Origin of the sequence: Roseobacter sp. HKCCD5988, from assembly GCF_037830355.1 — a bacterium.
Taxonomy (GTDB): domain Bacteria; phylum Pseudomonadota; class Alphaproteobacteria; order Rhodobacterales; family Rhodobacteraceae; genus M30B80.
This window is the reverse complement of sequence record NZ_JBBLYJ010000001.1, coordinates 176058-200029: the sequence shown is the minus strand read 5'-3', so window position 1 is coordinate 200029 and position 23972 is coordinate 176058. Positions and strand designations below refer to the sequence as shown.

The 23972-nt window shown below is 56.0% G+C and carries 22 protein-coding genes; 15 read left to right on the top strand and 7 right to left on the bottom strand.

The annotated features are described in order from the left end of the window. Positions 1 to 2 precede the first annotated feature (2 nt). From chlG to AAC636_RS00970, 3 genes are all read right to left on the bottom strand, one after another. Entirely contained in the window at positions 3 to 917 is a 915-nt protein-coding gene (chlG, locus tag AAC636_RS00980) for a chlorophyll synthase ChlG (RefSeq protein ID WP_340300058.1), read from the bottom strand. Positions 918 to 1014: 97 nt separating this feature from the next. Further along, positions 1015 to 2451, bottom strand: a complete 1437-nt coding sequence (gene ppsR / locus AAC636_RS00975; RefSeq protein ID WP_340300057.1) for a transcriptional regulator PpsR — start codon at positions 2449 to 2451, stop codon at positions 1015 to 1017. A gap of 21 nt (positions 2452 to 2472) precedes the next feature. Next, positions 2473 to 3402, bottom strand: coding sequence for a cobalamin B12-binding domain-containing protein (locus AAC636_RS00970; protein WP_340300056.1), 930 nt, complete (start codon positions 3400 to 3402; stop codon positions 2473 to 2475). Between the two features lie 301 nt (positions 3403 to 3703). On the opposite strand from AAC636_RS00970, the gene bchF reads away from it, so the two are divergent. The 15 genes from bchF to AAC636_RS00895 all read left to right on the top strand — a co-directional run bounded on the left by bchF (position 3704) and on the right by AAC636_RS00895 (position 19564). Continuing rightward, positions 3704 to 4183, top strand: coding sequence for a 2-vinyl bacteriochlorophyllide hydratase (gene bchF / locus AAC636_RS00965; protein WP_340300055.1), 480 nt, complete (start codon positions 3704 to 3706; stop codon positions 4181 to 4183). Continuing rightward, the gene (locus AAC636_RS00960; protein WP_340300054.1) at positions 4180 to 5463 is read left to right on the top strand and encodes a ferredoxin:protochlorophyllide reductase (ATP-dependent) subunit N; all 1284 of its coding nucleotides are present in this window, start codon (positions 4180 to 4182) and stop codon (positions 5461 to 5463) included. The genes bchF and AAC636_RS00960 overlap by 4 nt, the downstream gene beginning before the upstream one ends. Beyond that, positions 5460 to 6992: a ferredoxin:protochlorophyllide reductase (ATP-dependent) subunit B gene (gene bchB / locus AAC636_RS00955; RefSeq protein ID WP_340300053.1), complete on the top strand. Its 1533-nt coding sequence runs from the start codon at positions 5460 to 5462 to the stop codon at positions 6990 to 6992. Before AAC636_RS00960 ends, bchB begins: the two co-directional genes overlap by 4 nt. Next, a complete protein-coding gene (locus tag AAC636_RS00950; protein ID WP_340300052.1) occupies positions 6982 to 10542 on the top strand; it encodes a magnesium chelatase subunit H in 3561 nt (1186 codons plus the stop codon). Before bchB ends, AAC636_RS00950 begins: the two co-directional genes overlap by 11 nt. Positions 10543 to 10553: 11 nt before the next feature. Next, a complete protein-coding gene (bchL, locus tag AAC636_RS00945; RefSeq protein WP_317657109.1) occupies positions 10554 to 11516 on the top strand; it encodes a ferredoxin:protochlorophyllide reductase (ATP-dependent) iron-sulfur ATP-binding protein in 963 nt (320 codons plus the stop codon). Beyond that, positions 11516 to 12208, top strand: a complete 693-nt coding sequence (gene bchM, locus AAC636_RS00940; RefSeq protein ID WP_340300051.1) for a magnesium protoporphyrin IX methyltransferase — start codon at positions 11516 to 11518, stop codon at positions 12206 to 12208. Before bchL ends, bchM begins: the two co-directional genes overlap by 1 nt. Beyond that, positions 12205 to 13626: a PucC family protein gene (locus AAC636_RS00935; RefSeq protein ID WP_340300050.1), complete on the top strand. Its 1422-nt coding sequence runs from the start codon at positions 12205 to 12207 to the stop codon at positions 13624 to 13626. The genes bchM and AAC636_RS00935 overlap by 4 nt, the downstream gene beginning before the upstream one ends. 26 nt (positions 13627 to 13652) lie before the next feature. Continuing rightward, the gene (puhA, locus tag AAC636_RS00930; RefSeq protein ID WP_340300049.1) at positions 13653 to 14414 is read left to right on the top strand and encodes a photosynthetic reaction center subunit H; all 762 of its coding nucleotides are present in this window, start codon (positions 13653 to 13655) and stop codon (positions 14412 to 14414) included. A 30-nt stretch (positions 14415 to 14444) separates the two neighbouring features. After that, positions 14445 to 15083 carry a photosynthetic complex putative assembly protein PuhB gene (gene puhB / locus AAC636_RS00925; protein ID WP_317657114.1) on the top strand — a complete coding sequence of 213 codons (639 nt, stop codon included), beginning with the start codon at positions 14445 to 14447 and terminating at the stop codon, positions 15081 to 15083. Between the two features lie 13 nt (positions 15084 to 15096). Further along, on the top strand, positions 15097 to 15570 hold the full coding sequence (puhC, locus tag AAC636_RS00920; RefSeq protein ID WP_340300048.1) for a photosynthetic complex assembly protein PuhC: 474 nt from the start codon (positions 15097 to 15099) through the stop codon (positions 15568 to 15570). 3 nt (positions 15571 to 15573) lie between these two features. Next, a complete protein-coding gene (locus tag AAC636_RS00915) occupies positions 15574 to 15870 on the top strand; it encodes a hypothetical protein (RefSeq protein ID WP_317657116.1) in 297 nt (98 codons plus the stop codon). Then, on the top strand, positions 15867 to 16985 hold the full coding sequence (gene acsF / locus AAC636_RS00910; RefSeq protein ID WP_340298161.1) for a magnesium-protoporphyrin IX monomethyl ester (oxidative) cyclase: 1119 nt from the start codon (positions 15867 to 15869) through the stop codon (positions 16983 to 16985). Before AAC636_RS00915 ends, acsF begins: the two co-directional genes overlap by 4 nt. Beyond that, entirely contained in the window at positions 16982 to 17821 is an 840-nt protein-coding gene (gene puhE / locus AAC636_RS00905) for a putative photosynthetic complex assembly protein PuhE (protein ID WP_340300047.1), read from the top strand. The genes acsF and puhE overlap by 4 nt, the downstream gene beginning before the upstream one ends. Further along, positions 17818 to 19029: a 5-aminolevulinate synthase gene (gene hemA / locus AAC636_RS00900; RefSeq protein ID WP_340300046.1), complete on the top strand. Its 1212-nt coding sequence runs from the start codon at positions 17818 to 17820 to the stop codon at positions 19027 to 19029. Before puhE ends, hemA begins: the two co-directional genes overlap by 4 nt. A gap of 91 nt (positions 19030 to 19120) precedes the next feature. Next, positions 19121 to 19564: a c-type cytochrome gene (locus AAC636_RS00895; protein WP_340300045.1), complete on the top strand. Its 444-nt coding sequence runs from the start codon at positions 19121 to 19123 to the stop codon at positions 19562 to 19564. Positions 19565 to 19616: 52 nt separating this feature from the next. Here AAC636_RS00895 and bchO read toward each other — a convergent pair whose 3' ends face one another. The 4 genes from bchO to crtA are packed head-to-tail and all read right to left on the bottom strand — an operon-like array spanning position 19617 to position 23912. Further along, positions 19617 to 20486 carry an alpha/beta fold hydrolase BchO gene (gene bchO, locus AAC636_RS00890; RefSeq protein ID WP_340300044.1) on the bottom strand — a complete coding sequence of 290 codons (870 nt, stop codon included), beginning with the start codon at positions 20484 to 20486 and terminating at the stop codon, positions 19617 to 19619. Next, positions 20483 to 22192 (bottom strand): magnesium chelatase subunit D, encoded by a 1710-nt coding sequence (locus AAC636_RS00885; RefSeq protein ID WP_340300043.1) that lies wholly within the window; start codon positions 22190 to 22192, stop codon positions 20483 to 20485. The genes bchO and AAC636_RS00885 overlap by 4 nt, the downstream gene beginning before the upstream one ends. Beyond that, a complete protein-coding gene (gene bchI, locus AAC636_RS00880; protein WP_340300042.1) occupies positions 22189 to 23193 on the bottom strand; it encodes a magnesium chelatase ATPase subunit I in 1005 nt (334 codons plus the stop codon). Before bchI ends, AAC636_RS00885 begins: the two co-directional genes overlap by 4 nt. Beyond that, a complete protein-coding gene (gene crtA / locus AAC636_RS00875; RefSeq protein WP_340300041.1) occupies positions 23190 to 23912 on the bottom strand; it encodes a spheroidene monooxygenase in 723 nt (240 codons plus the stop codon). The genes bchI and crtA overlap by 4 nt, the downstream gene beginning before the upstream one ends. Positions 23913 to 23972: the final 60 nt, after the last annotated feature.

Below are 23972 nucleotides of genomic sequence, written 5' to 3'. Positions count from 1 at the left end.
CGCTATCCCCCCAAGCCGCGCAGGCCAAAGGCCGTAATCATCATGCCCGAGACATAAAGCGAGACGCCTGTGGCATTATACCAAGGCGCGCGTTCTTTTGGGTTTTGCATTAAAACCTGCATCGCGGCGATTTGCGCCAACAGCGAGGCCGTTATGAAAAAGCCGAACCAAGGCCTGTCCCAGTGGAACATCAAAAGAATGACGATGAATTGGGGAATGGCCATCACCCATGCCGCCACCAATGCGGCGCGGCGTGGGCCAAGGGTTACGGGCAGCGAATTCACGCCCATTTGGCGGTCGCCTTCCAAGGCCTTAAAATCGTTGAGCGTCATGATCCCATGCGCGCCAATCCCGTATAGAAGCGCCGTTATCACGATGGGCCAAGACGGCGCACCTGCCGATAAAACCGCAGCGCCCGTGAACCAAGGCAAGCTTTCATAGGACAGACCAACCAATCCAGGCCCCAAAATGCCAGATCTTTTCAGGCGCACAGGCTCGGCGGAGTAGGCCCAAGCAGCGGCGATCGCCACAAGCGTTGCGCCAAATCCCCAAGGGCCAAGCGCAAGCCCGATGATAGCGGCGGCGCCTGACATGAGAATTGCAATCCACAATCCCCATTTTCCAGGGATGCGCCCCGAAGGGATGGGGCGATAGGGTTCGTTGATCGCGTCCACATGTCGGTCGCACCAATCATTGGCTGCTTGGCTCATCCCGCAGACAATCGGCCCTGCCAAGATAATACCCAAAGCCAAGCCCAACCAATGGCCCGAAGTTGCCGCTCCTGCGGAAATTGCCCCGCAAAGATAAGCCCACATTGGGGGAAACCATGTAATGGGTTTAAGGAGCGTCAAGACGGCGCGTGGTTCAGGAAAGGCACGCGGGGTCTGGCGGGTATGCGTGTCGGTCGTTACGCTCATACTGTCAAGTTACACTGACAGTAAGCGACTCGGCAAGTGTAAACTATACTTGACGCACGCGCCAAAAGGCGCGCTATGCCCAAGTTTTAAGGCGGATTTACTGGCCGTTCTTGTTCAAAAGCCCGTATTTGCGCAGTTTCACATAGAGTGACTGACGCGACAGGCCTAACATCTCGGCGGCTGCAACGCGGTTGTTATCCGTCAATTCTACGGCGGTTTCGATGCACATCTTCTCAACCACATCGGTGGTTGCTGCGACAATTTCTTTGAGGGGTGCGGAGCCCACCAAGTCCATCACATTGCGCATCGCATCATCACCTACAGGCGCGCCTGCAGGAAGCGGTGATCTTGGCTCGCGCACAACTTCCATTCGAGATGTGTCACGGATCACAAAGGCAAAACCGCCCATGGATTGACCCATCATGTGGGTTGCAGAAATCTCGACCGAAAGCTCTGAGCCATAGCTGCCCTCAAGCCGCGTGGAATAAACTCGCATTTTCCCCGCGCGCGAGGCGTTGTCGATCAACACTTTCATGTCAACGCTGCCGCGGATCAAAAACTCACTGAGGGATTTTCCGCGAATATCGCTCAGCCGCGCTGTATCGCAGAGGCCAAGGAACGCGTCATTCGCAGATTTTATGGTGCCGTGGTTATCTGTAAAGACAATCGCATCTGCACCATGTTGATAGAGGATTGCCATCGCCTCAGACAGCTCGGCAGCGATCACCTCAGAGGTGCCATCAACTTCAATCCGACAGAGCAATGTATTGTCGCCCGCAGCACGGAACAGCGATGGATAAAGCGATACAGATTTATTCTGTCGCTTGGTCGTGACAATCATCGGCCCACCGATGCTGTCACCTGCGCGCGCCACCAAGGTTTCGATGAATTCAACCCGCCGTTTGCCTTCAAATTCAGTGGCAAAGGTGGCGCCAGTTAGACTATCAGCTGTGCCACCCAGCGCCTGCGCGGCGGCGGTGTTAAGATCGGTGATCCGACCAGAATTCACATCCACCAAAATAAGCGCATCGCGCGCGGCTTCCATGATCACGCGGTAGCGTGTTTCGTAATCGCGGTGGGTTTCGTAATCTTTTTCAAGGGCAAGCTGTGCTTTGACCAAGCGGTGCTGCAATTCCGCAATTGGACGCAGATCGCGGCCAAGCATGAGAATAACATCATCCCGCCCCGTTTTGTGGAGCGTGTAGCGAATTGGGAATTCCCAACTGGCATTGTCGTAGTGATTGACCTCAATCGCTTCGACTTTGTTTTTCTTGCCGCCCCGATAGGCCTCGAGCTGTGCCTCTAGTTTGGATAGCGAATCTTCGGCCATGAATTCGCGAATATCGCGGTCTTTCCAATGGTCGAGACGGCCCAAACTGGGGTTCAGGGGATTGGTGATAACCGAACGCACAAGACCAGATGTGTCTAGCACAATCGCTAAATCCGCCGCAGTCGCGACAATATCGTTAAAATGCTCAGGCGCGATAGGCGAGCCTGCGGGCTGATCCCAAAAATCTGTTCCGCGCGTGTTCATACGACGTTCCGTCCGTTTCCGTTACCTGTTCTCGGTCGCATCGTTTCGTTCAGTGCCTTGCAACGCTTCGGCGGGCCCAACGTCTGTTTTTGTTAGCCCACAAAATTCAAGCGCAGCTTCGATATCAGCGGTCGCGAAGTCCGCCCCTGTGATGCCGACCGTATCGAGGCCAGAGTCAATAATAGACCCCCCCACGATGATGGGCGTTATACAAGGAACGCTCTGCTTTATTATTTCCACCAAATCCCTTACGGATGCAAGCGTTCTGCGTCCAGCCGCCGTGACACCTATCATGTCATACTTAAAACGCTTCACCCGCTCGGCAACCTGCCTTGCGTGTTGAGACACGGAAATATGAACATCGTAACCACGCCGTCTAAGCTGATCGGTAACAACAAATACACCGAGCGTATGATGCTCAGGATACGGAACAACCAATAGAATCGTGCCGCGGTTTTTGACAATTTCGCGGCGTTGCTGCGTGGTCAATCCACGCACTGTTTCCTGCAATCGGGCCGAGCCGATGGAAACCTCGGCAAAGCTCAAACTGTCATTCGCCCATCGGAACCCCATCAAACGGGCGGTCGCTGGAATGACATAGTCAATGGTATCCTCGATGCTGACACCTTCTTGTGCCAGCTTGGTGAGGGCGTCGTGACGATGCGCCTCTTCGGGCGAGATGAATGCCTCTGATAAGGTTTCAAGGCGGCGCGCGAGGCCCTCGGGGGTGGGTGCTGATTGACGCGCCAAAACAGAAATCGCGGCCTTGGCCAGCGAAGTAATTTCTGCCTTGCGTTTTTCCGTCCCTTTGCGGGACGTAGTGTCACCGTCTTGGGTCATTCGGCTCCTCACCACCAACAAGACTGAAGAGAAGGCAGTCTTACTGGCCTGTGTTAAAAGATCGGGGCGATCTTTTTCCTTGTATTGGCCGCTATAGTCGCGGCCCGTCATCTGTCTGCCGCGTGTGTTGCACAACCGCTGCCCTGTCTCAAGGGCAGTTGTTTCGCCTGCAAGTGTCTCGCAAACGACCGCATCTGTCAAAGAAAATTGACAATTCCCTTGCGTCAACAAGCGCCAAAGCGCCGATGGGCGCCTTGGATGCAAAAAATATTGGGAAATTAGCGCTCGTGTCACAGGGCCATTGCCCTTGCAAAACTGGCGACTGTCAAGTTCAAGACTGTAAGTTTTAATTGACACTTTACCCCTTTGAGGGCTAGCCTTTCCTTAATTGACAGACTGGAATCAAAGACAAATGCCATCGGATAGTCTGACAGCAAGCCCGTCACGCAAGCTTTACAGCGTGGATGAGCGCGCAAGGCGTGACGCAACCATCTGGACATTGGTTCAGGGGATTCTTGCGCCGATTCAGTTTGTTGTCTTTCTTGTATCGCTTGCGCTGGTCGGACGATTCTTGATCACGGGCGCGGGCTATGACCTCGCCACATATTCCATCATTGCCAAAACGGCGGTGCTTTTGACCATCATGGTGACAGGCGCGATTTGGGAAAAAGTGGTGTTTGGCCAATATCTTTTCGCCCCCGCATTCTTTTGGGAGGATGTGGTCAGCTTTCTCGTGATCGCATTGCATTTGGCCTATGTGGCGGCTTTGATCCAAGGGGTGCCTGCGGTTCAGCAAATGTGGACCGCGCTCGCGGCCTACGCGGCCTATGTAATCAACGCGGCGCAGTTCCTCTATAAGCTGCGCCGAGCACGGCTGGAGGGGGACAGATGAACACCCCTGCACCAATCAAGACCCAAAGCTGCGCCGATGCGCCCGTTCTAAAAGAGCGCGGACAGCGCGAGGTATTCTGCGGCCTCACGGGCATCATCTGGCTTCACCGTAAAATGCAGGATGCGTTTTTCCTCGTTGTCGGCAGCCGCACCTGCGCGCATCTTTTGCAATCTGCCGCGGGTGTGATGATTTTTGCCGAACCCCGTTTTGGCACAGCAATCCTCGAAGAAACCGATTTGGCGGGTATGGCAGATGCCAATGACGAATTGGATCGCGAGGTCGCACGGCTGTTGTCGCGCCGTCCCGATATAAAGCAGCTTTTCCTTGTGGGCTCGTGTCCTTCTGAGGTGATTAAGTTGGATCTCGCCCGCGCGGCCGAGCGTTTGACGACCGCCCACGCCCCCCATGTGCGGGTGCTGAATTATTCGGGCAGCGGGATTGAAACCACATTTACCCAAGGCGAGGATGCTTGCCTTGCCGCGATGGTGCCTGTTCTGAAGGAAAGCAAAGCGCGGGAATTGGTCTTGGTTGGCGCCTTGCCCGATGTGGTCGAAGATCAGGCGATCACGCTTTTGTCGGAGATGGGCATTGGCCCGATCCGTGTTCTGCCGTCCTCGCGTGCTGAGGGTGCGCCTGAGATTGGTGAAAATACCGTCTTTGCCTGCCTCCAACCGTTTTTGGGCGACACGACAGCCGCACTTGAGCGGCGCGGCGCGCGGCGGATTACGGCGCCGTTTCCCTTTGGGGAGGAAGGCACAACCCTATGGCTGCGCGCCATCGCCGATGAGTTTAGCGTAGATGACGCCACATTTGCCCGTGTTACGGAGGCCCCCCGCGCGCGCGCGCTCAAGGCCATTGAGAATGCAGGCGCGGCTTTGCGTGGGAAATCCGTGTTCTTCATGCCCGACAGCCAGTTGGAAATCCCACTTGCGCGTTTCTTGACCCGTGAATGTGGAATGGAGGCCGTTGAGATCGGCGCGCCCTATATCCATCGTGGCTTGGTTGGCCCTGATTTGGCGTTGATCCCTGAGGGGCCGCGCATTTCAGAAGGGCAGGATGTTGATGTCCAACTTGACCGCGTGCGCGCTGCGCGACCCGATTTGACGGTTTGCGGTCTGGGTTTGGCAAATCCCCTTGAGGCCGAAGGTCTGAGCACAAAATGGGCGATTGAGCTGGTCTTTACCCCCGTCCATTTCTACGAACAGGCGGGGGATTTGGCAGGGCTCTTTTCACGCCCCTTGCGCCGCCGCGCGATCCTCGAGCAGGGGGCCGCGCGATGAAATTGACCGTCTGGACATATGAAGGCCCACCCCATGTTGGTGCCATGCGTGTCGCGACCGCGATGCGCGGTCTGCATTATGTGCTGCACGCGCCGCAAGGTGATACCTATGCGGATTTGTTATTCACGATGATTGAGCGGCGCGACCACCGCCCGCCTGTCACATATACAACATTTGAGGGGCGCGACTTGGGCGCAGATACCGCGGGTATCTTCCGCGATACCTGCCGCGCGGCCTATGAGCGGTTTGTGCCTCAAGCCATGATTGTGGGGGCCTCTTGCACCGCGGAATTGATTCAAGATGATCCCGGTGGCTTGGCTGAAACCATGGGTCTGCCTATCCCTGTGATCCCATTGGAACTGCCGTCTTATCAGCGCAAAGAAAACTTCGGCACCGATGAGACGTTCTTTCAAATCGTAAAAGCCTTGGCCAAACCTATGCCGCGCAGTGCGGAGGTTTCGGTCAATCTTATTGGCCCCTTGGCGCTTGGGTTTCGGCATCGAGACGATATTGACGAAATCAAACATCTTCTGGCACAAATGGGCATTGCCGTGAATGTTGTTGCCCCATTTGGTGCAACGCCTAAGGATATCACGCGATTGGGCGCGGCCCATGCCAATATCCTGATGTATCCTGAACATGCCGAGGCTGCGGCACGGCATCTTGAGCGGGTCTGCGATCAACCTTACACAAAAACTGTGCCGATTGGCGTAGGCGCGACCCATGATTTCGTGAATGAACTGGCTCAAATCTGCGGTGTAGAGCCACAAATCGACACAACCCGCCTGCGCCAACCTTGGTGGAGTAAGTCAGTCGATAGCACCTATCTGACCGGCAAGCGCGTGTTTCTATTCGGGGATGCGACCCATGTGCACGCCGCCGCCCGCATCGCCCGTGATGAGATGGGGTTCGAGGTGGTTGGGCTTGGCTGCTACAACCGCGAATTTGCCCGCCCCATCCGTGCTTTGGCCAAAGAGTTTGGTCTAGAGGCCCTGATCAGTGACGATTATCTCGCCGTTGAGCAAGCCATCGAAGAAGCCGCGCCCGAGATGATCCTTGGCACGCAGATGGAGCGCCATATCGGCAAGCGTTTGGGTATCCCCTGCGCCGTGATCTCGGCCCCGGTTCATGTGCAAGATTTCCCTGCCCGCTATTCGCCCCAGATGGGATGGGAAGGCGCAAATGTCATTTTCGATACATGGATTCACCCCCTTGTGATGGGTCTTGAGGAACATTTGCTGACCATGTTCCGCGAGGATTTCGAATTCCATGATGACGCAGGCGCCAGTCACCACGGGGGTAAGGCTGTGGCCCCCACTGCCCCTACGCCAGAGGTTCACGAGCGCGCACAAGACACGGGCTCCGATGTCATGGTTTGGCTCGCTTGTGCGGAAAAAGAATTGAAGAAAATCCCGTTCTTTGTGCGGGGTAAGGCCAAGCGGAATACCGAAAAATTCGCAGCCGAGCGCGGCATGTCTGAGATCAGCGTAGATACGCTTTATGAGGCGAAGGCCCATTATGCGCGGTGATGGCGATCATATCCCCGGCTATCGCGTGGTCATTGTCACGTTGGATAGCCACGCGGCAGGCCCTGCCGCCCGCGTCAGCGAACGGTTGTCGGGCGAGTTTCCAGGGCTGTCTGTCTCCGTCCATGCCAGTGCCGAATGGGCCGAAAACCCCGCCGCCTTGGAAGAGGCGCGTTTGGCTGTGCGCCATGGCGATATCATTGTCGCCAATCTTTTGTTCATTGAGGAACATATCACCGCAATCTTGCCCGACTTGCAGGCCCGCCGTGATGCCTGTGATGCGATGATTGGGGTGATCTCGGCTAAAGAGGTCGTATCGCTGACCCGTATGGGCGAGTTGGATATGCTCAAGCCCGCCTCAGGCGCGATGAAGCTTTTGAAAAAGCTGCGTGGCTCATCCAAACCAAACGCGAATTCTGGGCATAAGCAGATGACTATGCTGCGCCGATTGCCGAAAATTCTGCGCTTTATTCCCGGCAAGGCGCAGGATTTGCGCGCATGGTTTTTGACGATGCAATATTGGTTGGGTGGCTCGGATGATAATGTCGAGCAAATGATCCGCTTCTTGGTGGGTCGCTATTCCAGCCAATCTGATCTCCATGGCGCAGAGGCTGAAGCGCCGATTGATTACCCAGAACTTGGGCTCTATCACCCTGACTTGCCGCATAATGGCATCACCACCGATCTTGCTGATTTGCCCCAGCCTGAAAATCCGATTGCGACAGTCGGCTTGTTGATGATGCGCTCTTACATTCTGGCGTCTGACACCGCCCATTATGATGGCGTGATCCGTCAAATGCAGGCCGCAGGTTTGGCCGTGGTTCCCGCCTTTGCGGGTGGGTTGGATGGCCGTCCTGCAATTTCCGAGTATTTCACGAATGATCGCGTGGATGCGATGGTGTCGTTGACGGGCTTTAGCCTCATTGGTGGCCCTGCCTATAATGACAGCGCGGCGGCGGTTGAGGTGCTGCGCGATCTCGATCTGCCCTATATCGCGGCGCATCCGATTGAATTTCAGACATTGGGCCAATGGGCAGCATCAGGTGGCGGGCTTGGCCCAGTTGAGACTACGATGCTGGTTGCGCTGCCCGAGATTGATGGCGCGACAAATCCCACTGTTTTTGGTGGTCGCCATGGTGCGGAAGGCTGCCAAGGGTGCAGCCATATGTGCCAAGCCAGTGCCTGTCAAAAGGCGATGGCCCCGTGCCATGAGCGTATCGCGTCATTGGTTGAAAAAACCGCACGTCTGGCGGTTTTGCGGCGTAAGGCGAACCGCGACAAACGGATTTCGGTTGTTCTCTTTGGTTTTCCGCCCAATGCGGGCGCTGTGGGCACCGCGGCCCATCTCAGTGTCTTTGAAAGTCTCTATAACACACTTTCGACCCTGAAATCCGAAGGCTATCGGGTCGACCTGCCCGCTTCGGTCGATGATCTGCGCGCAGCGGTTCTCAAGGGCAACGCGGCGCAATATGGGCAAGAGGCCAATGTAGCCGATATTGTTGATGCAGACACGATCTTGCGCAACACACCTCCCTTGGCTGCGATTGAGGCGGCGTGGGGCCCCGCGCCCGGTAAGGTGCAGTCAAACGGCCGCGGTGTGTTCATTTTAGGCGCCCATTTCGGCAATGTCTTTGTCGGTGTGCAGCCCACCTTTGGCTATGAAGGTGATCCAATGCGCCTGTTGTTTGAGACAGGTTTTGCGCCCACCCATGCCTTTGCGCAATTTTATCTTTGGTTGCGCAACACGTTTAAGACAGATGCGATTTTGCATTTTGGCATGCATGGCGCGCTTGAGTTCATGCCTGGAAAACAGGCGGGGCTTGGCGCGCGTGATTGGCCTGATCGTTTAATTGGCGAAGTGCCGAACATTTATCTTTACGCGTCAAATAACCCGTCCGAGGCAACTTTGGCCAAGCGGCGCTCTAATGCCGTTACAGTCACGCATTTGACCCCGCCTTTGGCGGCTTCGGGTCTGTATAAGGGCCTGTCCGAGCTAAAAGACAGCCTGTCGCGCTATCGCAGTCTTGCCCCTGATGCGCATGAGCGTGCCGACCTTGCCGCGCTGATTGCGATGCAGGCCGAAGCGGTTGATTTGGATGGCAGCGACCCCGATCATCTGTGGTTGACCCTGCTTGAAACGGAAACGGCGCTGATCCCAGACGGCTTGCATGTCATGGGCCGCTCCATTGGGGATGCGGAGCGGGCCGAACATTTGCGCGTGATGGCCGAAACAGACCCTGAAACGCTGGCTCGGGTCGATCAATTGCTGCAAGAGGATCACGAATTGCCTGCGCTGATGCGCGCCCTATCGGCGCGCTATATCGCGCCTGTTGCAGGTGGCGACATCATCCGCAGCCCTGATGTTTTGCCAACGGGGCGCAATATTCACGCCTTTGACCCGTTCCGTATGCCCACCGCGTTTGCGATGCAGGACGGTGCGAAACAAGCGCAGCGTTTGCTCGATGCGGCGGGTGATTTACCCCGTTCGGTGGCGATTGTTCTTTGGGGGTCTGATAACATTAAATCTGATGGTGGGCCGATTGCGCAGGCGATGGCGCTCATGGGCGCTGCCCCCCGATTTGATGGATATGGGCGCCTCTGCGGGGCTGATTTGATCCCGCTTGCCGAATTGGGCCGTCCGCGCATTGATGTTGTGATGACGCTGTCGGGTATCTTCCGCGACCTTCTCCCCCTTCAGACACGGATGTTGGCAGAAGCGGCCTATAAGGCCGCAACGGCGGATGAGCCTTGCGCAGAAAATTTCATCCGCGCCCATGCCCTCGATTATGCGCAGAAAATGGGCTGCGATATCGAAGACGCTGCCTTGCGCGTGTTCTCAAATGCCGAAGGGGCCTATGGGTCGAATGTCAACGCCTTGGTCGATAGTGGCGCATGGGGTGAAGAGGACGAACTGGCCGATGCCTATGAGGCCCGCAAAAGTTTTGCCTATGGCCGTGACGGGAAAGCCAAGAAAAACGCAAGCCTCCTTCAGGCCGCTTTGGGCGATGTTGATTTGGCCTATCAGAACCTTGAATCGGTCGAATTGGGGGTCACCACGGTTGATCACTACTTCGACACTTTGGGCGGCATTTCGCGTGCTGTTAAACGCGCAAAAGGCAGCGATGCGCCCGTGTTCATCGGCGATCAAACCCGCGGTGCGGGCATCGTGCGCAGCCTGCAAGACCAAGTGGCGCTTGAGACGCGGTCGCGCAGTCTGAACCCGAAATGGTTCGAAGGGATGTTGAAACACGGCCACGAAGGCGTGCGCCAGATTGAAGCGCAAGTGACCAACACACTTGGGTGGTCGGCGACCACAGGACAGGTCGAGCCTTGGGTGTATCAACGCCTGTCCGAAACATTTGTGTTGGATGAAGAGATGCGGCGGCGTTTGTCGGCGCTGAACCCGCAGGCTTCTGTGCGGATGGCAAACCGCCTTCTTGAGGCGTTTGAACGCAATTACTGGCAGCCCGATGATGAAACTTTGGCCGCGCTTCAGGCCAGTGCCGATGAGTTGGAAGACCGACTCGAAGGCCTGGATGTTGCAGCGGAATAGGAGAGACCACGATGCTTGACCATAAAAATCCCCCAGCCGCCCGCGCGAACGCGCGAGAGGCCGAAGGACTGGCCAAGCGGGGCTTGGCCACCCCCCCAATTTTGCGCAAGGGCGAGGATGGGGATGGCTCTGTGCAGGTGCATCAGGATGCAAGCCTGAAGATCGAAGGCGCGCAGGTCTTTGCGGTTTATGGCAAGGGTGGGATTGGCAAATCCACAACCTCCTCAAACCTATCCGCTGCGTTCAGCAAATTGGGCAAGCGTGTTCTGCAAATCGGCTGTGATCCAAAACATGACAGCACATTTACCCTGACGGGGCATTTGCAGCCGACTGTGATTGATATCTTGAAGGATGTCGATTTTCACGCCGAAGAACTGCGCCCCGAGGATTTCGTGACCACGGGTTACAATGGCGTGATGTGTGTCGAGGCGGGCGGCCCCCCCGCTGGCACGGGCTGCGGCGGTTATGTTGTGGGTCAAACAGTGAAACTGCTGAAACAGCACCACATGTTAGACGATACGGATGTCGTCTTGTTTGATGTTCTAGGCGATGTGGTCTGCGGCGGTTTTGCAGCCCCTTTGCAGCACGCAGATCGTGCCTTGATCGTCACAGCGAATGATTTTGACAGTATCTATGCGATGAACCGCATCATTGCGGCTGTGCAGGCCAAATCCAAGAATTACAACGTCCGCCTTGCGGGGTGTGTCGCGAACCGCTCGCGCGACACCGATGAGGTGGATCGTTACTGTTCAGAGGTCGGGTTCCGCCGCATTGGCCATATGCCTGATGTGGATGCCATTCGCCGTTCCCGCCTCAAGAAAAAGACACTGTTCGAGATGCCCGATGACGAGGATATTGTGCAATGCCGTGCAGAATATATCCGTTTGGCTGAAACGCTTTGGGCTGGCACAGAACCACTTGCGCCTGAACCCTTGGAGGATCGGCGTATCTTCGAATTGCTAGGGTTTGATTGATGGTCGCAACGCCGACATATGGCGCGACCCGCGCCCGTGTTGAAGAATATTTCGACAGAACCGCCACCAAAACATGGGAGCGGCTGACCTCGGATGCGCCTGTCTCGCGCGTGCGCCAAACTGTGCGCGAAGGGCGTGATCAGATGCGCGCGATAATGCTTGGGCAATTGCCTAAGGATTTGACGGGATTGCGCATTTTGGATGCGGGCTGTGGTGCGGGGCAGATGACCGCTGAACTGGCTGCGCGGGGTGCATATGTAGTCGCGATTGATATCTCGCCCTCTTTGGTTGAAATCGCGAAAAAGCGCCTTCCAGAAACTTTGCAATCTCAGGTCGAGTTCCGCGCAGGCGATATGCTGTCCCCTGATTTGGGCAGCTTTGATCATGTGATCGCGATGGACTCGATGATCTATTACGAGGCGCCAGATTTGGGCCGCGCCTTGGCGCAGCTCTGTCCGCGCGTTTCTGGTAAGGTGGTGTTCACTGTTGCGCCGCGCACAGCGTTCCTAATGGCCTTTTGGGGTTTGGGAAAATTGTTCCCGCGCTCAGATCGCTCGCCTATGATGATCCCGCACACGGCAAAATATTTGCGTCATCATACGTCACAAACAGGGGCAACAGGCTCGATTTCCGAGGTCGCGCGGGTCTCGCGCGGGTTTTATATCTCCTCTTGTTTGGAGTATGTGAAATGAGCGCCTTGTCTCGCATCTCCACAAAATTCTTGCCCTTTGCAGATGCCGCGAGTGACGCGTTGCCTTTGGCACAATTGCTACGCTTGTCCCTGTTTCAGATCTCGGTTGGGATGGCGGGGGTCATGCTTTTGGGCACGCTGAACCGCGTGATGATCGTAGAGCTGTCATTGCCTGCAACATTGGTGGCGATCATGGTCGCCTTGCCTGTGTTGATTGCGCCGTTTCGTGCCTTTTTGGGTCACAAATCGGATCACCATCGCAGCGCGTTGGGGTGGAAGCGGATACCTTATTTGTGGTTTGGCACGCTGTGGCAGTTTGGTGGTCTCGCGATCATGCCTGCAAGCCTGTTGGTTTTGGGCGGTGATGTTGTGCACGAGTTACCCTTTGCGGGTGAGGTTCTTGCGGGGCTTGCCTTTGTCATGACGGGGTTGGGGATGCATATGACCCAAACCGCAGGGCTTGCTTTGGCTGCAGATCGCGCGACCGAGGACACACGGCCACGGGTCGTGGCGTTGCTCTATGTCATGTATCTGGTGGGCATGGCGATTTCAGCCCTCGTGATTGGCTGGCTGCTGCGCGATTTCTCGGGCTTGACCCTGATCCGTGTCGTGCAAGGCGCGGCTGTTGCGACCTTGGTTCTGAATATGATTGCCCTTTGGAAGCAGGAAAGAGTCCGCCTGATGACCAGGGCCGAGCGGGAAGAGCCTGCGCCAAGTTTTGGCGATGCATGGCGCGATTTTGCGCGCGGTGGCCCTGCGGGCAGGCTTTTGGTTGTGGTGTTCCTTGGCACCATGGCCTTCAACATGCAGGATGTCTTGCTCGAACCTTATGGCGGCGAAATCCTTGGGTTGAGCGTATCGAAAACAACGCTTTTGACCGCGACATGGTCAGCGGGGGCCTTGGTTGGTTTCGCGTTGGCCGCGCGGTGGCTGTCAGATGGCATCAACCCCTATCGGATGGGCGCGCGCGGGATATTGGCGGGGCTTGCCGCGTTTTCCGCTGTGATTTTTGCAAATCCGATGGCGTCTGAATTTATGTTCTTCTTGGGCGCCTGCCTCATTGGTTTTGGCGGCGGCTTGTTTTCAGTTTCAATGCTCACCGCCGCAATGACCATGCCCGCCGAGGGCAGCGCGGGCCGTGGCTTGGCGCTTGGCGCATGGGGCGCGGCTCAGGCAACGGCCGCAGGTTTGTCCATCGCAATCGGGGGTAGCCTGCGTGACACGATTAACCAGATCGCCATCTCTGGCGGCTTGGGCGAGGCGTTGAATAGCCCCGCCACGGGCTATTCGGTCGTCTATCATTTTGAAATTTTGCTTCTGTTTTTCACCCTTGTCGCTTTGGGCCCGCTTGTGCGGACGCAAAGCACATACTCGCGCGGGGAGGCCGGCAAGATCGGGCTCGCCGACCTGCCCACGTAACCGCCGAACCTAGGAGGATAAAATCCATGGAAAATGCATTTTTCGGCAATTTTGATCTGGCCAGCCTGTCTATATGGCTGTTTTGGATCTTCTTCGCTCTACTGATTTACTATCTGCAAACTGAAAATATGCGGGAAGGTTATCCGCTGGAAAATGATGATGGCAGCGTTGCCGCTAATCAGGGGCCTTTTCCTTTGCCAAAGGAAAAGACGTTCAAACTGATGCATGGCCGCGGTGAAGTCACTGTTCCAGGCAAGGATGTGCAAGCGCGTGACAATCTGGCCCTGCGTCAGACCAATGCTGCGAATGGCTATCCGTTTGAGCCCACTGGCGATCCAATGGTTGATGGTGTTGGCCCTGCAAGTTGGGCAAAGCGCCGTGACCTGCCCGAATTGGACGGCCACGGTCATCCGAAAATTGTCCCTATGGGGCAGATGGACGATTACCGCGTTTCAGCGGGTCGTGATCCGCGTGGCCTTACAGTTATCGCGGGGGATGGCGCTTCAGCAGGCACTGTGACTGATATGTGGGTCGATGCGCCCGAGCAATTGGTGCGGTATCTTGAGGTTGAAGTTGCTGACGGAACCGCCCGCTTGGTTCCAATCCAGATGGCCAAGATCAAATCTGACCGCGTTGTCGTCAATTCGATCTTTGCAGAGCATTTCACTAAAGTCCCTGTCACCAAGTCACCCAATCAAGTGACCTTGCTTGAGGAAGATAAAATCTCAGGCTTCTTCGGTGGCGGCACGCTCTACGCTTCCCAAGAGCGGACAGACCCGCTTTTGTAATTTCTTACCACCTCTAAAGGAGGACGACCCATGCCACATGACGACTTTCAGACCGAGCCTGTTCGTGGTTTGCCCGAAAAGCCCCCTGCTGGAGAAGAAATTCTTTGGCAGGGCGCACCCCATTGGTTTGCTCTGGCGAAAGATGCGCTGAGTTTCTGGTGGGTCGTTGGATATTTCCTATTCCTCTTCGCTTGGCGCACCACATCTGGGGCGGCCGTCACCTCATGGGCCGACAGTGCGATTGCTGCATCCTTCTTCTTGGTGCTTGGCGCGATTGTGGCGGTTCTGCTTTTAGGTGTGGCCTATGTCCAAGCCAAAGCAACGGTTTACACCATCACAAACCGCCGTGTTGCCATGCGGATTGGTGCGGCTTTGACGATGACGTTGAACCTGCCCTACCGTCAGGTGGCCAATGCGAATTTGGGATTGCGCAAGGATGGGACTGGCACGATTGCCTTGGAATTGATGCCATCCAATGTGCGGTTATCCTATTTGAATACATGGCCCCATGTGCGGCCATGGGTGATGAAAAACACCCAACCTGCGTTGCGTTGCATTCCTGATGCGCAAAACGTGGCTGCGATCCTGTCTGAGGCGGCAGAAACCGTGGTCAGCCAACCCGTTGTCAAACGTGATCCTGCGCCAAGTGGCGCGGTTGCGGCAGAATAAGGGGGATCTGATTATGGCAATGAGCCCTGAAGATAAACTGGTCGAACGTGACCGCGAAATGGTGCCCAAGGTTCTGGTGCGCGCAATGTTTGTGCTGTGCATGAGCGTTCTTGTCATCGTGACCTATGCCAAGCTGACGGATCGCCCGCTCGCGGCAATGCCCCCATCCGCGGATGAACTGCCCGTTGTGGAGGAGCGGTTGATCCAGATTTTCGGCTCTATGGATGGATCAGCACGCGTGATGGATACCGAAGGCAATGTGATTGTCACCTTGAGCAAAGAGGAAGGTGGCTTTGTCGCGGGGATTTATCGCGTGCTTGAACGCCGCCGCGGCGCTGTTGGCGCATCTGGCAGCGATCCAATCCGTTTGGTTCGGATGGCCGATGGCCGCCTCGCCCTACGCGATGATCTGACGGATTTCCGCGCCGAGCTTTATGGCTTTGGCGCGGATAACGAGCGGGTTTTTGCCCGCATCATGGAGGAATGACCCATGGGATGGATGACCAGAACGACCGAAACGGCCCCTTGCGAGGTTGAGGTGAGCCACAAATTCGAAAGCCTGCACGCGCATGTGAAATTCTTGAACGGCGCAACCATTAATCCAGGTGACGAGGTATTGGTGCATGGCGCGCCGGTAATGGCGCCTTATGGCGAGGTGGTGTGTGAAACCCGCACCGCCACGATCACCCGCGCCAGCAAAATCGAACAGCTTTGGACAAAAATGACAGGTGATTTCGAGTTCATGGAACTGTGCGAATTTAGTTTCTCAGAGGAGGTTTCGCTATGAATGTCCAAGTAAAACATTCCGCAGATGCGACCACCGTTGAAGACGCTTTGGCGGCACGCAATTACGAACAAGCGGTGGTTGACAGTGAAAGCGCAACCGCGCTTGCGATGCAAAACACGCTTTTGACCCCGCGGTTTTACACGACCAATTTTGACGAATTGGATGCGATTGATGTTTCATCAGTCCGCAGCGATTGGGATCAGCTGATTGATCAAATGAAATCCGACCCCAATAAGGGCCATTTCAAGAAAAACGAAGATTGGGATCACATCGATTGGGATGGGATGGAGCCAAAGCTGAAAAAGGAATTCATTGATTTCCTTGTTTCCTCCTGCACGGCCGAATTCTCGGGCTGTGTTCTCTACAAAGAAATGAAACGGCGCGGCAGCAATGAGGATATCACCACATTGTTCCAGCTGATGGCCCGTGATGAAGCCCGCCATGCAGGTTTTATCAATGACGCGCTGCGGGAAGCTGGGATTGCGGTGAATTTGGGCTTTTTGACCCAAGCCAAGAAATACACCTATTTCCAGCCGAAATTCATTTATTACGCCACATATCTGTCCGAAAAGATCGGCTATGCGCGCTATATCACCATCTTCCGCCATCTTGAGGCGCATCCTGAACATCGGTTCCATCCGATTTTCAAATGGTTCAAGGAATGGTGCAATGATGAGTTTAGCCATGGCGAGGCATTCGCGCTGTTGATGAAAACTGATCCCAAGCTGACGCGCGGCGTGAATGTCTTGTGGATCAAATTCTTCCTCACCGCCGTTTTCGCAACGATGTATGTGCGCGACCACCAACGCCCCGCCTTTCACGAGGCTTTGGGTGTAGATACCGATTGGTATGGCCACGAAGTGTTCCGCAAGACTAGTGACATCTCAAAGCAGATTTTCCCAATCACTTTGGACATTGATCATCCCCGTTGGCAGAAAGGTCTAACGGCCTTGCAAGCCGCTAATGCGGATTTGGCCGATGCCAAGGCGCATGGCAAATTCTTCAAGCGAATTGGCGCTAGCATTCGTGCGGGTCTGGCCTTTGTGAACCTGTTCACGATCCCTGCGAAATCTCATGCCGTGCCTGTCAGCACGCGGATGGAGCCTGTCTATTGATCGCGGCTGCGCTGCATAACCCTTGGGTGGCGGCCTTGGTCGCCTTGTTCCTGTGGTGGTTTTCCACAGGGGCAATCCTTTTGGTTGTGCGGCGCGCAGATCAGGCAGGCCGTCAGGCCCGAATTTGGGCCGTTTTGATGAACCTGCCCTTTTTGATCTTGGGGGTGGTTGGGTTCTTGGAATCCCGCTATGACGAGAGCCTAGCCGGGGTTTATGTAGCGTTTTTATCTGCTATCGCGCTTTGGGGGTGGATCGAGCTTGCCTTTTTGACGGGTGTCATCACGGGCCCCAATCGCAACCGCCTGAGGGATGGGGTTCCTGAATGGGAACGCTTTATCCGCGCATGGGGCACCATTGCCTATCATGAGCTTCTGTTGGTGTTCATGATGGTGACGATGATCCTGTTTAGTCTGGACGCCGTGAACCCCTTTGGGATGTGGACATTCGCAATTCTGTTTTTCGCGCGGATCAGCGCCAAGCTGAACCTTTATCTTGGGGTGCGAAAAATCAATGTGGAATTCATTCCCGAACCCTTGAACCATTTGCCAAGTCACTTTCGCACCGCGCGGATGAATTGGCTGTTTCCGCTCTCGATCACGGGCCTCAGCTTTGCCGCTGCCTGTTGGATGGAGCGGATTTGGAGCGCGCAAACCATGTCGCAAGAGATTGGTTTCGCTTTATTGGCAGCCCTGACCGTGCTCGCTTTGTTAGAGCATTGGTTCATGGTTCTGCCCCTTCCTGATGAACGGCTGTGGCGGTGGATGCTTCCGTCTCGCCAAAGCAATGGCCAAGACGGCCCCCAGATCGCCATTTTGCAAAATGAGGACGTGCGATGAATTTTGACAAACTCTTTCAGAGCCAGTTGGACACCCTGAAACAAGAGGGCAATTATCGCGTCTTCGCAGAATTGCAGCGCAAATGTGGAGATTTCCCCCGCGTCCAAAATCACGGCGAAGGTCAAGAAGAAGTCACTGTTTGGTGCTCGAATGACTATTTGGGCATGGGCCAACACCCCGATGTGATCAAGGCAATGATCGACACAGTCGAGGCCTGCGGCACAGGTGCAGGCGGCACGCGCAATATCTCGGGCAATGCCTATCACCACAAATTGCTCGAGGCGGAATTGGCTGACCTGCACGGTAAGGAAGCGGCCCTTCTGTTCACTTCGGGCTATGTTTCAAATTGGGCCGCCTTGTCGACTTTGGGCAGCCGTCTTCCGAATGCGGTGATTTTGTCGGATGCGTTGAACCACGCCTCGATGATTGAGGGCATCCGTCATGCACGATGCGAAAAGCGGGTTTGGAAGCACAACGATGTCGCCGATTTGGATCGGCAATTGGCAGAATTGCCTGCCAATGCGACCAAGATTGTCGCGTTTGAGTCGGTCTATTCGATGGATGGCGACATTGCGCCGATCCGCGAGATCGTTGAAGTGGCGGAAAAGCATGGCGCGATGACCTATATTGACGAGGTTCACGCGGTCGGCATGTATGGCCCGCGCGGCGGCGGTGTGGCCGAGCGCGAAGGATTGATGGATCGTATCACCCTGGTCGAAGGCACGCTTGGCAAGGCCTATGGTGTGGTCGGTGGCTATATCACGGGCAGCCATGCCTTGGTGGATTTCATCCGCAGCTTTGCTAGCGGGTTTATCTTTACAACGGCGCTGCCCCCTGCTGTTGCGGCGGCTGCGCGCGCCTCGATTCATCATCTGAAAAACTCAAGCTATGAGCGCGAGATGCAGCAACGCCAAGTTGCCCGTTTGCGCGCCCGCCTTGATGCCGAAGGCATTCCGCATGTCAACAATGCCAGCCACATCATTCCTGTGATGGTGAAAGATCCCGTGAAATGCAAAATGCTGTCGGATATTTTGATGGAACAATTCGGCATTTATGTGCAGCCGATCAATTACCCCACAGTTCCCAAAGGCACCGAGCGCCTGCGCTTTACCCCTGGCCCTTTGCACACGGATGAGGACATCGAATATCTTGTTTTGGCCCTGAAAACACTCTGGAAACAATGCGCTGTTTCGCATGCAGTCGCGTAGATGTGACAAGTTTTCTGCAAATTGCCCTTGGAGCGGCTTGAAAAAGGGCTAGGTTGCTGAGCGGTTACCTTTAACCGAGGGAGAGAGAACCATGAAAAAATCTGCAATCATCGCAGCAGTCGCAGGACTATGCGCTGCAACGTCCGCCTTCGCGGATGGCCATGGCGCATCGGGTGATGCGGCTGCAGGTGAGCGTGTCTTCAATCAATGTGTCGCCTGCCACATGGTGGTAAACGATGCAGGTGAAACTCTGGCAGGCCGCAATGGCCGCACAGGCCCAAATCTTTACGGCGTTGCAGGTCGTCCTGTGGCATCGATCGAAGATTTCCGTTATTCTCCATCTATCACCGCGGCAGGTGAAGCAGGGGTTGTTTGGACGGAAGAGGCGTTTGTGAGCTATGTGCAAGACCCAACCGCCTTTTTGAAAGAAGCAACCGGTGACAACCGCGCACGCAGTGCTATGGCGTTCCGTGCTCGTAACGAAGATGACGCGAAAAACGTCTATGCATATCTCGCAAGCCTTGCGGCGCAGTAACCGCATCGTTTTGTGACGGCATTGAGAAGGGCAGACATTGATCTGCCCTTTTTCATTTTTTGCGAAGCGATTGGACGAAGTCGGTGATCGCAGCAACCGCCTCGGCGGGATGTGATTCAGGCAAAAGATGCCCTGCATCCGAAATCACCTTCATGGTGCCCTGCGGCACCATCCCTTGGGCGCGCTTGGCGACCTCTAGTGCAACTGCTTGATCCTTAGCGCCATGCAAGAACAGGATTGGCGCAGTGATCTGGGGAAGGCTGCGGTGCAGCGCCTCTAAATCCCACTGCGCCATCATTGCTAAAGTTGCCTCGATATGCGCGCGCCTGCGCATCAATTTGTGATAATGGCCCAAGGTTTCGGCGTCAGGTTCTGAGCCTGTTGTTTGCAAAATGGCAATCAGCCTGCGGTCACTCATCCCCGAGCCTAAGAAAAGCCCCGTAAGCGGGTTCATCGCCATCATTTTTGCCATGATCGGAAAGAGCCAACCCGCAGCACCAGAGAAATTCTCAAGCGCCCCGTTGATCGCCACGACCCCTTGTGCAGTATCAGGCGCAAGCAGCATCAGTTGCAAGGCAATCGCGGCCCCCGCAGAATGGCCAATAATCACCTCAGGCGTGATGGCTTGGCCCTGCAGCAGCCGCAAAACGTCTTGCGCCATCAAGGACAGGGATGACCGACTGCGGGTGCCAGCACGGCTAAAGCCCTGACCTGGTAGATCAAAGGCAATGACGCGATGAGTTTGTGCCAAAAGTGGCATCATGGCCCGCCAAGAATGCGTAGATGCGCCTGCACCATGGATCAAAACCAGATCAGGGCCTGTGCCCATAATCTGCACATGCCACCGATGCGGATGTGACGCGATGATTTGGCTATCGGCGCGCCATGGCCAGTTGCTTGGAATATCCGCAAGCCCGCTCATGCGCTTGGCAGTGCCGCCTCGACAGCGGCGCTGAGGGATTTGGCATCTGCGCGCGGAAGCGGCACATAGGCCGCGCCCATCACCTTGGCCAGATCATCCAGCACTCGCGTTGGGCGTTGCCCCGTGTCGATGACAATCGCGCGAACACCGCGACCGCGCAGGGCCTTTGCCATACTGTTTGCATCTTCGCCCGCCTGCGCGCGATTTGCGCTGCCATCAAGACTGACATTCGCGCGCCCATCCGTCAGAACCGCGATGGACGGTGTCATTCCCTTTCCACTTGTGAGAACCGCCAGATCAAGGGCCGATTTCAGCCCTGCGGCAAGCGGTGTGCCCCCCCCACCTGGTAAGTCTTCTAAGCGGCGTTTGGTCTGCACGAGGGATCGCGTGGGGTTCAGCAAAATATCTGCACCTGCGCCGCGAAACGCAACCAAGGCCACATGATCGCGCCGCGCATAGGCCTCTGCCAACATCAACTCAATCGCCCCCTTGGCCTCGGCCATGCGCGACATCGCGCTAGAGCCAGACGCATCCACCACAAAGATAATCACCCTGTCAGAGCTTTGTTCAAACTGCTTTACGCGGATGTCACTTTTGCGGATATGGAGGCCGCGCGGCTTGGGCGCTGTCGTTTGGGCGCGCAGCCCTTGCCATGGGGCAGCGGAGCGCAAGGTTGCCATTAAATCAATCCGCGCGCCGCCCCCCAATTCGCCACTGCGCGAGGCAACGGGGCGGCCACGATGATTGCCCTTCTTGCGGTTGCCCGTTCCTGAGCTGCCCTTGCTTTGCCGTGCGGCGCGCTGTGCTGCCAATCGTGCCAAGAGGTCGGGCGGAAGCATGGCTTTTGCCGCCTCGATCAACGCCTCAAAGGGAGGAAGATCCTCCCCCTCCTTTTGCGGATCTTCGGGGTCGGACGGGTTTTCTTGCGCCTCTGGTTCTTGTGGTTGTGGTGGGGGCGCTTGTTCAGGCGGGGCTGGTTCTGGGATTTGCGTGGCGCGTGGGGCAAGGGCCAATTCCACAGCCAGTTGCAAATCCGCCTGTTCGACCTGATCCGACCCGATCAAGGCCGCCGAATGGCGGGCAAGGCGCAGTGCGTGCTGAACGGCGCGCAAGGATGTGACGCCAAGCGCCTCAGCCACCAAGCAGAGATCACGATAATCGTCAGGCGCATGTCGCACATGGGGTAAGCGCGCACGCGCCCCGGCCAAAGCTGCGCTGTCAAATTCCATTTCCTGCGCCGCCGATTGTGGAATGGCATCAAGCTGCAGATGCAGCGCAAGGCGATCACTAAGGCTATGCCCCAACCCTTCGCCTTCTTCGGCGGCTTCATCTAGGGCAATAATTGATAGGCCCGTCTCAGCATCCAACGCCCCCGCCAATCGTGCCAAAAGCGCGGATTCGGCACGTTCGGCCATTGTCAGGATTACTGTGCCGCCCTTGTTGAGAAGTCCCTCTGTTTGAATAGGGCGGCCGGTTGCCAAGGTTGCGCTTAGGTCTAACCCGCCAAACAGGGCCTCATCACTGATATTTGGATGGATACGCGGAAAAAAATCAGTTTCTAACGCCTTGTTTAGAGCCTGAATAATCCGATCCCGAACGGGGCCAACGCGGGCCCGAAGCCAAATACCCCCAAGGGGTGCGGGATCAATCGCAAACAGGGCGATGGCCAGATTGAAACTGGCCCATCTGTCCTGTGCTGGTGTCATGGGAGCACAGCCTCAACTGTGCGCATCACGCGCGTGGTTGAGCCTGCCTCATCGAGCGGGTCGCGGCGCAAGCGGTGTGACAGCGCCATCGGTGCAACGGCCCGCAAATGCGCGCGTGTGATTTCGGAGGATCCCTCGAACGCGGCTTGCGCGCGGGCGGCGCGCAACAGGGTTAATTCGCCGCGCAACCCGTCTGACCCAAGTTCAAGGCACAGGGCGGCGCAATCCTTCAAGATCTCATCACTTGTGCGGATTTTTGACACGCGTTTGCGCGCGGCAATGATGGATTTGCGGATAGCCTCATCCGATTTCGCCCATGATTTCACAAATTTTGCACGATCTTGATCAAAGGCATCGCGGCGCTTGATGACCTCAATGCGTGTGTCGATATCCTTTGGGCTTTTCACTTCGACTGAAAGGCCGAAACGATCCAAAAGTTGGGGCCGCAATTCACCTTCTTCTGGGTTGCCCGAACCCACCAAAACAAATCGGGCAGGGTGGCGGATTGAGAGGCCCTCTCGCTCGACCAGATTTTCGCCAGACTGCGCCACATCCAACAAAAGATCGACCAAGTGATCTTCGAGCAGGTTGACCTCGTCAATATAGAGATAGCCGCGATTGGCCCGTGCAAGAAGCCCTGCTTCAAAGGCCTTTTCACCTTTCGCGAGCGCCTTTTCGATATCCAAGGCCCCGACCACACGATCCTCTGTGGCGCCAAGCGGCAGGTCGACCACGGGTGTGGGTTTTTCGACCACCTCGCGATCCGCAACATTGGCCCAATCAGGTATGTCAGCCTCACTGGCAGAATTCACAGGGCACCCCTTTATCGCCGCAATCGGAGGAAGCAAAGCGGCCAAGCCCCGCACAGCGGTTGATTTCCCCGTGCCGCGATCCCCGAAAACCAAAACGCCGCCAATACCCACATCAATAGCGGTCAAAAGCATGGCTTGTTTCATCGTATCTTGGCCTACGATGGCAGAAAAAGGAAAAGCGTGGCTCATATAATGGGCCTTTCATAGGTCGGGATACGGGATTGCAGGGGACAGCCGCCCTCCCACGTGCCTTCTATATTATTTAGGGCAAAGCGGGCGTAGAGTTCTTCTTTGAACCATGCGCCATCGCGCACGGCTTTTATGGCGCGGGCATGCGGGCCGTCATGCCGTGCAAAACGCGCCATGGTTTGCGTGTCTGGCCAAATTGAAAACGTGACCTGATGCAGGAGAGGCACTTCGCCAACGCCGATCTTGAACAGAACGTTAGGATCATCGCCAATGACCTGCGAAATATCGGGGACGCGCCGCCAAAAGCGCAGCGCATTTAGGGGCTTTACTGTGGCGCGGGTCAACGCCGCAATCGGGCCGTTTGTTGGCTCAGCATCGGTCACAAACGGCGCTTGCCCATCCCATTCCCCCCGCGCTGTGCTGGGGGTGAGATACAGGGTGCAATCTTCGACTGCATGTGCGCGATAGCGGCGGAAGGTTGGACTTTTTGCAATCTGAGATTGTGCGGTCACATGGTCGGGCCAAGTGGCAAGAATGGCATAAACCGAAACATTCGGAATGGGCGTAAATCCCTCACCCGTGCCTGAGCCAAGCAATTTGAAAAAGCCGATCCCTACCTCACGGCGCAAGGCGAATCGTGCCGTTGCCATTTGGGCAAAGGCCCACATCCGTGCGGAGACGGTTCCAAATCGAAATAAGCTTAGCGTTACAGATTGCATGGTCGATCTTTTTATCTGTCAACTAATAGTGACAGATTTAGCCAATAAAGGAAAGAGAAC